Genomic DNA, 8,824 nt, shown 5'->3' with positions numbered 1-8,824 from the left:
TGGGTGCGCGCGTGTTTCACGAAAAGTTCGGCTATGGCACCGTGGCCGAGCAGGAAGGCAACAAGCTGGAAATCGATTTTGAAGGCAGCGGGCGCAAGCGCGTGATCGACAGCTTCGTGAAACTGGCCGAATAGCCTTCCTGCCTCACCAACAGGCTCGGCGTTTCTCGTTCCCGCTACCGGGAAATGTCAGAGCGCAGAAACCGCCAGAAATTCGGGGATCGGCCCATTCCACTCGCCCGGCTTTGAGGGCGGCTCGGAGTGATCGCGATAGGGCGGTTCGCGGCGGGGTGCGCGCTCGGGCCGCACTTTACGCTCAGGCACGGATGCACGTTCAGCACGCGGTTCGCGGTCCGGGCGTGCCTTACGCTCTTCACGCGCCGGTCGTTCACGGCGTCCAGCGCGCTTCGGCTCTGCCTCACGCTCCACTTTGCCTTCGCGAGGCACGCGTTCCGCCTTTTCGGCGAGCTTGACCTCAAACTCAGGAATCTTGGTGCCTTGCAGCTTTTCAACGTTATCGATCGATTCGCTGTCTTCCGAGGCCACCAGCGTGAAGGCACGGCCCGTAGCCCCACCGCGACCGGTGCGACCGATGCGGTGAACATAATCGTCAGGGTGCCACGGCGTATCGAAGTTGAAGACGTGGCTTACGCCCTTCACATCCAGGCCGCGCGCTGCAACGTCTGAAGCGCACAGGATCGAAATGTCGCCATCCTTGAACTTCTGCAGTTCAGCGTTGCGGGCACTCTGATCCATGTCACCATGAATCTCACCAGCGGCAAAACCGTGACGCTGCAGAGACTTGGCCAGTTCGCGCACCGTGGTCTTGCGGTTGGCGAAAATGATCGCGGTGCTGACGTTGTCCGTCCGCAGCAAGTGCCGCAGAACTTCGCGCTTCTGCCTGCTGGTGCAGCGCACCTTGAACTGGGCGATGTTCGTATTGGTCGCCGCAGGGCGCGCCACTTCTATCGACTTGGGATTCGACAGGAACTTGTCCGCCAGTTTCTTGATCGGCGGTGGCATTGTGGCTGAAAACAGCAGTGTCTGACGCTGTGCGGGAAGCTTGGTGCAGATGTTCTCGATATCGGGGATAAACCCCATATCGAGCATCCGGTCCGCTTCATCGATTACCAGCAGATCGCAACCGGTGAGCAGGATCTTGCCGCGCTCGAACAGGTCCATCAGGCGGCCCGGCGTGGCGATCAGCACATCGACACCCTCGGACAGGGCCTTCACCTGATCGCCCATCTGCACACCGCCGATCAGCAGCGCCATTTTCAGGTCGTGATTCTTGCCGTATTTCTCGAAGTTCTCGGCAACCTGCGCGGCCAGTTCGCGCGTCGGTTCGAGAATCAGCGAGCGCGGCATCAGGGCGCGGCGGCGGCCATGCGCGAGGATGTCGATCATCGGCAGAACGAACCCTGCGGTCTTGCCTGTGCCCGTCTGGGCAATGCCGATGATATCCTTCATCATCAGAACGGCGGGAATTGCCTGCGCCTGGATCGGTGTCGGCTCGTCATAGCCGGCATCAAGCACCGACTGGAGCAATTCATCCGAGAGGCCGAGGTCGGCAAACTTCATGCAGGCAATTTTCCGAAAACAAGAGACGGCGCAATATCTTGCGCCTGCTGGACTGCCTGCATTGCGCAAAGCCGCCAGCACTGCCCGCGCGCTATGACGAAACGGGCCGAAAAGTCAAGAAATCCGCAACCGGCAGATCGTTTCAATCGTCATCAGGAACAAGTTCGCGCATCTTGGTGATCGCGCAATTGGCACCGGCGCGCGAATGGATCGTGTCACGACCGGCACAAAGCCGCCCGTCCTCACTGCGATCAACATAGAAACCGGAATAGAAATCCCGCGCACGGCAGGATTTGTCGAGGCTTGCACCGATGAGCTTGCGATTGCGGGTGACCAGCAACAGGCGATCCTGCGATTCGATCTGAACTCCGGCAATGCTGGCGACAGGCAGGCACTTGTCAGTCTTGCGCTCTAAAAAACGTGGCGGCTGTGGCGGCCCGGAAAAGCGCGGATCAGGCGGTGGTGCCAGCATTGATCCCGGCATACGCGGAGCGATACGGATGATCATCCGCTGCTCAACGCGCACCTGATTCCAAGTGTCGTCTTCAAGCCCTTGGGCGATGAAATCGGCAAATGGCCCAGCCGTGACCTGTCCCACGAACAATGGCGAGGTTGCCGGAATGCTCGCCGCCGCCCACTCTTCACCGATATCGTCCGATTCCACAGGACCGGTCGCTCCAAACGACAGCAGCATCCCGATGGGGGCCAGAAGATTGGCAAGATTGGACATTTGCGCTGCGAAAACTCTTGTTGACCCTGCAACGGATGGGCGCCCCTATGCCGCTCCCACCCTTTCCAGCACCCCTACCCCGGACGCTTGAACCTTTGCTTAACCCGCTCTCCAACAAAAATGAATTGCCCTTGCGCAAGGCTGGCAATAGCCGAGCCTGATGAGCGAAGCATTCTTAACCGCGGCAGCCGGGCTGCTGGGACCGAAGGGGTTGACCACCGAGCCTGCCGACATGGCGGCATGGCTGACGGACTGGCGCGGTCGCTATACCGGCAAGGCGCTTGGACTGGCATCGCCTGCAGACACTGCCGAACTGTCCGCTCTGGTCAGGCTATGTGCAAAACATGGCGTTCCGATCGTGCCGCAGGGCGGCAACAGCGGTATGTCGGGCGGTGCAACACCGTTCGATGGCGGAAACGAATTGATCGTCTCGCTGCGCCGGATGAACCGCATCCGCATGGTCGATAGCGCCGCGCGGACAGCGACCTGCGAGGCGGGGGTGATTCTGCAAGTGTTGCACGAAGCTGCTGAGGCCCAGGATCTACGCTTTCCGCTTTCGCTTGGCGGTAAGGGTTCGGCCACGGTCGGCGGGCTGATCTCCACCAATGCTGGCGGCACCCAGGTGCTGCGTCACGGTTCAATGCGCGCGCTGGTGCTGGGGCTGGAAGCGGTCATGGCCGATGGCTCCGTGCTCGATCTTCTTACCCCACTGAAAAAGGACAATCGCGGGTTTGACCTTAAACAGGTGCTGATTGGCTCGGAAGGGACGCTGGGCATCGTCACGGCAGCAACGCTGAAGCTGTCACCCGCCATTGCCGGGCGTACAGTGATGTGGGCAGGCACCGCTTCGTTGCAAGACGCACGCAGCCTGCTTCTGCTGGCGCAGGACATGGCTGAGGATCTGCTCGAAGGCTTCGAAGTGTTGCCACAGCACAGCCTTGAGGCCGTGCTGGCATACTTGCCCGATGCGCGCGCGCCGCTGGCTGATTCACACCCGTGGCACGCACTGATAGAACTGGTCGCGGGCGACACTGAAACAGCCGCAAGACTGCCCGAGATTGCCGAAAATCTGTTGTCCACAGCCCTTGAACGCGGCCTGATCGCAGACGCCACCATCGCGGCGAGCGAAGAACAGGCCGAACGGCTGTGGCTTATCCGCGAAACGATATCCCCCGCCGAACGCGCGATCGGGCCTGCGATGCAGCACGATATCTCGGTGCCGGTGGAGCAGATGCCCGCTTTCGTCGAAGCTGCGGTGCCACAGCTTGAGGCAGAATGGCCCGGCACGCGTGCGGTGTGTTTCGGGCACCTTGGCGATGGCAATGTGCACTTCCATGTCATCGCGCCGCCGGGGCGTGAACGGGTGGAGTGGGAAGCGAGCGACGGCAAGGCGATCAGCGCGCAAGTCCACGATATGGTCACCGCATGGGGTGGGTCGATATCTGCCGAACACGGCATCGGACGCCTCAAGCGCGACGAACTGGCCCGCCTCGGCGATCCGGCAATCTTGGCCGTGATGCGCGCGATCAAGCACGCGCTGGACCCGCAGGGACTGCTGAATCCCGGCAAGCTGCTGTAACGCGGCTTGCGCCGCCTTGGCGCAGTCCCTAAGAACCGCGCTTCCCGCGTGATGCGGCCAGCGCCGTTATTTTGCCGTGCGTTGTGTGTTGCTTATTGGAGAGATGCAAAATGGCCAGCGCGCCGCAAGCCAACCTTCCGATGTTCTACAATGACCTGATGCCGCTCAACAGCCGCGACCACTCCACGTGGAAGGCCAAGAACGCAGATGCTGCGCCCTGGCTGGTTGGCCAGCACGCTATCCCATTGACGGCAGAAGAATTTCCGCAGGCGGCCCGCCATTATCCGATCATTTTCGCATCGGGCGACAATCCTGTGCCGCTGGCACTTATGGGCCTCAACGAAGGCGTGAACGTCTTTGTCGATGCAGACGGCAAGGTTACGCAGCCGATCTACATTCCGGCTTATGTTCGCCGCTATCCGTTCCTGCTCGCCAAGCTGAACCCCACCAGCGAAGAACTTTCGCTGTGCTTCGACCCGTCGTCGGGTCTGCTGGGTGATTCGCACGAAGGGCAGGATCTGTTCACCGATGGTCAGCCTTCCGAAGCGACCAAGGCTGCGTTGAATTTCTGCGAACAGTTCGAACAGGCAGGGCAACGCACGCAGGCCTTCATCGACGAACTGAAGAAGCACGATCTGCTGATGGAAGGCGAAGTGGCCATCCAGCAGGAAGGCAATGAACAGCCTTTCGTCTATCGTGGCTTCCAGATGATCAATCAGGATAAGCTGCGCGAAGTGCGCGGCGACGTGCTGCGTGGCTGGGCGCAAAGCGGACTTCTGCCGCTGCTTTACGCACACCTGTTCTCGCTCGAACTGATCAGCCAGATCTTCGGCGCGCAGGTCCAGCTCGGCAAGGGTCCGGTCCCAGCGGTTCCTGTCCCGGCAATCTGATCCGCGCAAAAGCGCAACAGTGCTAAAGAAAAGCGCGGCGAACCTAACGGTTCGTCGCGTTTTTTCTTGGAGTGTTGCAAAAATCCCTCGAAACCTCTTGCAGCCCCCCTGCACCTCACCTATCTTGAAGATGTTGCGCTGCGGCTCCCCTCATGGCCCAGCGTAACTGGTGCACTCACGTGCACCTCCTCCCTGAACCTTGGCCACCTGGAGCATGCTCCAGGTGGTTTTTTCTTGGATAGTGTCGCGCTATTCTGCTGCGGCGCGCCAGCGCCCTCGATCGGATGTGCGCCCCATGTCCGCAACATCCACTGCCAGCCGCCGCACCAGCCCCACGATCAGTTCCACCGTGGCGGTAAAGCCTGGCCCTGGCTCGGCCATCCGCGCATCGAGATAGCAGGTACGATCTATCTCAAGCTGCATACAATGCAGGCCTTCATGCCTGCTGGCATGACGTTCGAGCACATACCCGCCCGCATAAGGACGATTGTGCGACACCCGTCGCGCCGATTCGGCAAACACGCTGAACGCCGACGCAACAACGCCACCATCGCACGACGCACCGAACCGATCGCCGATCACGAACTCTGGCGCAGCCTCTCCGGGTGACCTTGCGGCCAGGGGCGGCATCGAATGCAGATCGATCAGCAGGGCTGCACCCCAGCGATCCCGGATGGCGGTCATCGTATCGGCCAGCGCCCGGTGATAGGGCTGGTGGATCGCAGCAATCCGCTCGTTCAACTCGCCATGATCGAGCCGCCGCTTCCACAACTCGCCCAAGCCCGGCAAACGGCGGGGAATCAGGCCCAGACCGCTGCGCGCTCTTCGCCCGAAGCCACTCGGCGCGGCAGAAGCGTCCGCCGGACGACCGCCCAGCATCTCCCAGTCCACGTCATCGCTCGCCCGGTTGAGGTCGAGCATCGCGCGCGGTGCATGTGCTACCAGCAAAGCCGCGCCGGTTTCGCGCGTCACCGCTTCGCCCAGCAGATCGGCATAGCGATCTTCCAGCCGGGGCGCGGAAAAGGCCGGATGACGCATCCGATCAAGCAGCGACTTCGCATAAGCGCGCCCCGCGTGCGGCACAGCAATCACCACCGGAATGGGTGACGGATCGGGCAATTTGAGGGTGAAAGCGGGTACACCGGGGTTGCCGGGCACCGATCCACCGTGGACCGGCACCGAATCAGCCTTTTGCTCACCGGGATGCTGCATCCGGCAACCGTGCAACCGATTCGCGATGAAGTCAAAATCCTGTCCGAACCACGCGCTCAATCGTTACAAAATTTTGTCGCAATTTCGTCTTTTGGCAGCGTCATCGGGGCAAGAATGTTAACCTCGCTCTGGCATAGCTTGGCCAAGACGCAGGCACATGCGTTTCCGCCCATACCGATGACCATAAAGATACAGGTTGGCCATGATCAGGATCCTGCTCGCCGAAGACGAAGAGGCGATGCGCACTTACCTTACTCGCGCGCTCGAAAATGCAGGCTTTTCCGTGGCTGCGGTCGATCGCGGAACGGCAGCCGTACCGCTGCTGGAGCGTGAGCATTTCGACCTGCTGCTGTCGGACATCGTGATGCCGGAAATGGATGGAATCGAACTGGCGCAACGCTGCGCCGAGATCAGCCCGGCAACCAAAGTCATGTTCATTACAGGCTTCGCGGCCGTGACGCTCAAGGCGAATCGCGAAGCACCCCAAGCGCGCGTGCTGTCGAAGCCGTTTCATCTCAAGGATCTGGTCCTCGAAGTTGAACGCGTTTTCGAAGATGCGCCGTTCGCCGGAACACGACAGCCCTGAACGCGGACAGTATCCGAATTTTCCCCCTTGCCTTGGCCAACCCCCAAGGCTAATGGGCCGCTTCCCGACGACGTGAAGGTTCGCCGAAACGCCAAAGGGCCGCATGATGGTGCGGGCGTATAGCTCAGTGGTAGAGCACTATGTTGACATCGTAGGGGTCGCAAGTTCAATCCTTGCTACGCCCACCATCACACGAAAAACCCCGCCATCGGCGGGGTTTTTTCTTGCCTGAGGCATGTGGGCGAAGCGGCAAAACCACCTCGCCCCCTGCACGCGCCTATTTGCCCTGCCAGTTCGGCTTGCGTTTCTCGGCAAAGGCCGCCGCGCCTTCGCGCGCATCGCTCGATGTAAAGACCGGCGCGATGTAGGCCTGCTGCTTCTGCCACATCTCGGCTTCGGTCCATTCGTGCGAATCGCGAATGATGCCCTTGGATGCGATCAGCGCCAGCGGGCCGTTATCCGCAATCCGCGCGGCCAGCGCCTTTGCCGCTTCCAGCGAGGCACCTTCCACGATCTGGTTGACGAAGCCCAGTTCATATGCGCGCTGCGCTGTGATGAAATCGCCCGTCAGCGCCAGTTCCATCGCGATGCGTGGCGGAATCTGGCGCGGCAGTTTGATCAAGCCGCCAGCAGCGGCGGCCAGCCCGCGCTTGGCTTCGGGAATGCCGAATTTCGATGATGCGCTCGCCACGATCAGATCGCACGACAGCGCCAGTTCCATACCGCCCGCCAGTGCATAACCATCAACCGCCGCGATGATGGGCTTTTTCGGCGTCCATTCCGAAAGGCCACCGAACCCGCGCCCCGGAATTGAAGGCGATTCGCCGCGCAGAAACCCCTTGAGATCCATGCCCGAACAGAACGTGCCGCCTGCACCGGTCAGGATCGCGCACCGCAAATCAGCCTCTGCATCAAGCCGATCCATCGCCGCCGAAATGCCCTCGGCCGCCGCCTTGTTCATCGCATTTTTCGCGTCGGGCCGGTTGATCGTGACGATCAGCACGTTGCCATCGACTTCGGTAAGGACTTCCGCCTCGCTCATAGCATCTCTCCAAAGGAAACCCGTCCGGCTTTAACCGGTCACTTAAACATCTGCCCCGACAACCCCGCCATGTCCAGTGCCCCCACCCTAAATATTGCGCGAATGGCCAAGTCTTCCTGCGCGCCCGCCTTGCGCCGCACAAAGCCTCTGCTAAGGGAAGGCGCAATTTCTCTCCCCAGCTTGAAAGACAGGATGGTTATGGCGAAGATCAAGGTGAAGAACCCGGTCGTCGAACTCGACGGCGACGAAATGACCCGGATCATCTGGGAATGGATCCGCGAGCGCCTGATCCTCCCCTATCTCGATATCGATCTGAAGTATTACGACCTCTCGGTCCAGAAGCGTGACGAGACGGACGACCAGATCACCATCGATTCCGCCAATGCCATCAAGCAGTATGGCGTCGGCGTAAAGTGCGCCACCATCACGCCTGACGAAGCCCGCGTCGAAGAATTCAACCTCAAGTCGATGTGGAAGTCGCCCAACGGCACGATCCGCAACATCCTTGGCGGCGTTGTTTTCCGCGAACCCATCGTGATCCAGAACGTGCCCCGCCTCGTTCCGGGTTGGACTGATCCCATCGTCGTTGGCCGTCACGCCTTCGGTGACCAGTATCGCGCCACCGATTTCGTCGTCCCCGGCCCCGGCAAGCTGCGCCTTGTCTGGGAAGGCGATAACGGCGAAACGATTGACCGCGAAGTCTTCAACTACCCGTCGGGCGGCGTCGCAATGGCGATGTACAACCTCGACGATTCGATCCGCGATTTCGCTCGCGCATCGTTCAATTATGGCCTGGGCCTCGGTTGGCCGGTGTACCTCTCCACCAAGAACACCATCCTCAAGGCTTATGACGGCCGCTTCAAGGATCTGTTCCAGGAAGTTTTCGACACCGAAGGCTTCAAGGAAAAGTTCGCCGCCGCCGGTATCGTCTACGAACACCGCCTGATCGACGACATGGTCGCCTCGGCGCTCAAGTGGTCGGGCAAGTTCGTCTGGGCCTGCAAGAACTACGACGGTGACGTGCAGTCGGATACCGTCGCGCAGGGCTTCGGTTCGCTTGGCCTGATGACTTCGGTTCTGATGACCCCGGACGGCAAGACCGTGGAAGCAGAAGCCGCGCACGGCACCGTGACCCGTCACTACCGCCAGCACCAGCAGGGCAAGCAGACCTCGACCAACCCGATCGCCTCGATCTTCGCCTGGAC

General features: G+C 60.8%; 9 protein-coding genes and 1 tRNA gene. 6 read left to right on the top strand and 4 right to left on the bottom strand.

Translation table 11 applies throughout. The features are described 5' to 3' along the window. The coding region (locus ACOVQ0_RS08260; protein WP_421882724.1) for a hypothetical protein at positions 1-134 on the top strand (134 nt) is incomplete at its 5' end. 54 nt (positions 135-188) lie between these two features. On the opposite strand, the gene ACOVQ0_RS08255 is transcribed toward ACOVQ0_RS08260, so the two are convergent. Both ACOVQ0_RS08255 and ACOVQ0_RS08250 read right to left on the bottom strand, forming a co-directional pair. Continuing rightward, complete coding sequence (locus ACOVQ0_RS08255) at positions 189-1,580, bottom strand: DEAD/DEAH box helicase (RefSeq protein WP_421882722.1); 1,392 nt, start codon at positions 1,578-1,580, stop codon at positions 189-191. Between the two features lie 142 nt (positions 1,581-1,722). Continuing rightward, complete coding sequence (locus ACOVQ0_RS08250) at positions 1,723-2,310, bottom strand: hypothetical protein (protein ID WP_421882719.1); 588 nt, start codon at positions 2,308-2,310, stop codon at positions 1,723-1,725. Positions 2,311-2,470: 160 nt separating this feature from the next. Between ACOVQ0_RS08250 and ACOVQ0_RS08245 the strand changes: the two genes are divergently transcribed. Both ACOVQ0_RS08245 and ACOVQ0_RS08240 read left to right on the top strand, forming a co-directional pair. Beyond that, positions 2,471-3,889: an FAD-binding oxidoreductase gene (locus tag ACOVQ0_RS08245; protein WP_421882716.1), complete on the top strand. Its 1,419-nt coding sequence runs from the start codon at positions 2,471-2,473 to the stop codon at positions 3,887-3,889. 110 nt (positions 3,890-3,999) lie between these two features. After that, on the top strand, positions 4,000-4,779 hold the full coding sequence (locus ACOVQ0_RS08240; RefSeq protein ID WP_421882712.1) for a SapC family protein: 780 nt from the start codon (positions 4,000-4,002) through the stop codon (positions 4,777-4,779). A gap of 249 nt (positions 4,780-5,028) precedes the next feature. Here the strand turns inward: ACOVQ0_RS08240 and ACOVQ0_RS08235 are convergent, their stop codons facing one another. Continuing rightward, positions 5,029-5,991 carry an N-formylglutamate amidohydrolase gene (locus ACOVQ0_RS08235; protein ID WP_421882709.1) on the bottom strand — a complete coding sequence of 321 codons (963 nt, stop codon included), beginning with the start codon at positions 5,989-5,991 and terminating at the stop codon, positions 5,029-5,031. 202 nt (positions 5,992-6,193) lie between these two features. Here ACOVQ0_RS08235 and cpdR point away from each other — a divergent pair, with 202 nt between their 5' ends. After that, the gene (cpdR, locus tag ACOVQ0_RS08230; protein WP_421882706.1) at positions 6,194-6,577 is read left to right on the top strand and encodes a cell cycle two-component system response regulator CpdR; all 384 of its coding nucleotides are present in this window, start codon (positions 6,194-6,196) and stop codon (positions 6,575-6,577) included. Between the two features lie 113 nt (positions 6,578-6,690). Beyond that, positions 6,691-6,765: transfer RNA gene (locus tag ACOVQ0_RS08225), tRNA-Val, on the top strand. A gap of 89 nt (positions 6,766-6,854) precedes the next feature. On the opposite strand, the gene ACOVQ0_RS08220 is transcribed toward ACOVQ0_RS08225, so the two are convergent. Continuing rightward, the gene (locus ACOVQ0_RS08220; RefSeq protein WP_421882703.1) at positions 6,855-7,619 is read right to left on the bottom strand and encodes a crotonase/enoyl-CoA hydratase family protein; all 765 of its coding nucleotides are present in this window, start codon (positions 7,617-7,619) and stop codon (positions 6,855-6,857) included. Between the two features lie 198 nt (positions 7,620-7,817). Here ACOVQ0_RS08220 and ACOVQ0_RS08215 point away from each other — a divergent pair. Beyond that, positions 7,818-8,824, top strand: a 1,007-nt coding sequence (locus ACOVQ0_RS08215; RefSeq protein WP_421882701.1) for an NADP-dependent isocitrate dehydrogenase, incomplete at its 3' end; no start/stop codon positions are given.

It is taken from the genome of Novosphingobium sp. (genome assembly GCF_049240505.1).
GTDB lineage: Bacteria > Pseudomonadota > Alphaproteobacteria > Sphingomonadales > Sphingomonadaceae > Novosphingobium.
The sequence above is the reverse complement of the archived record's forward strand: the minus strand, read 5'-3'. Positions and strand labels throughout refer to the sequence as shown.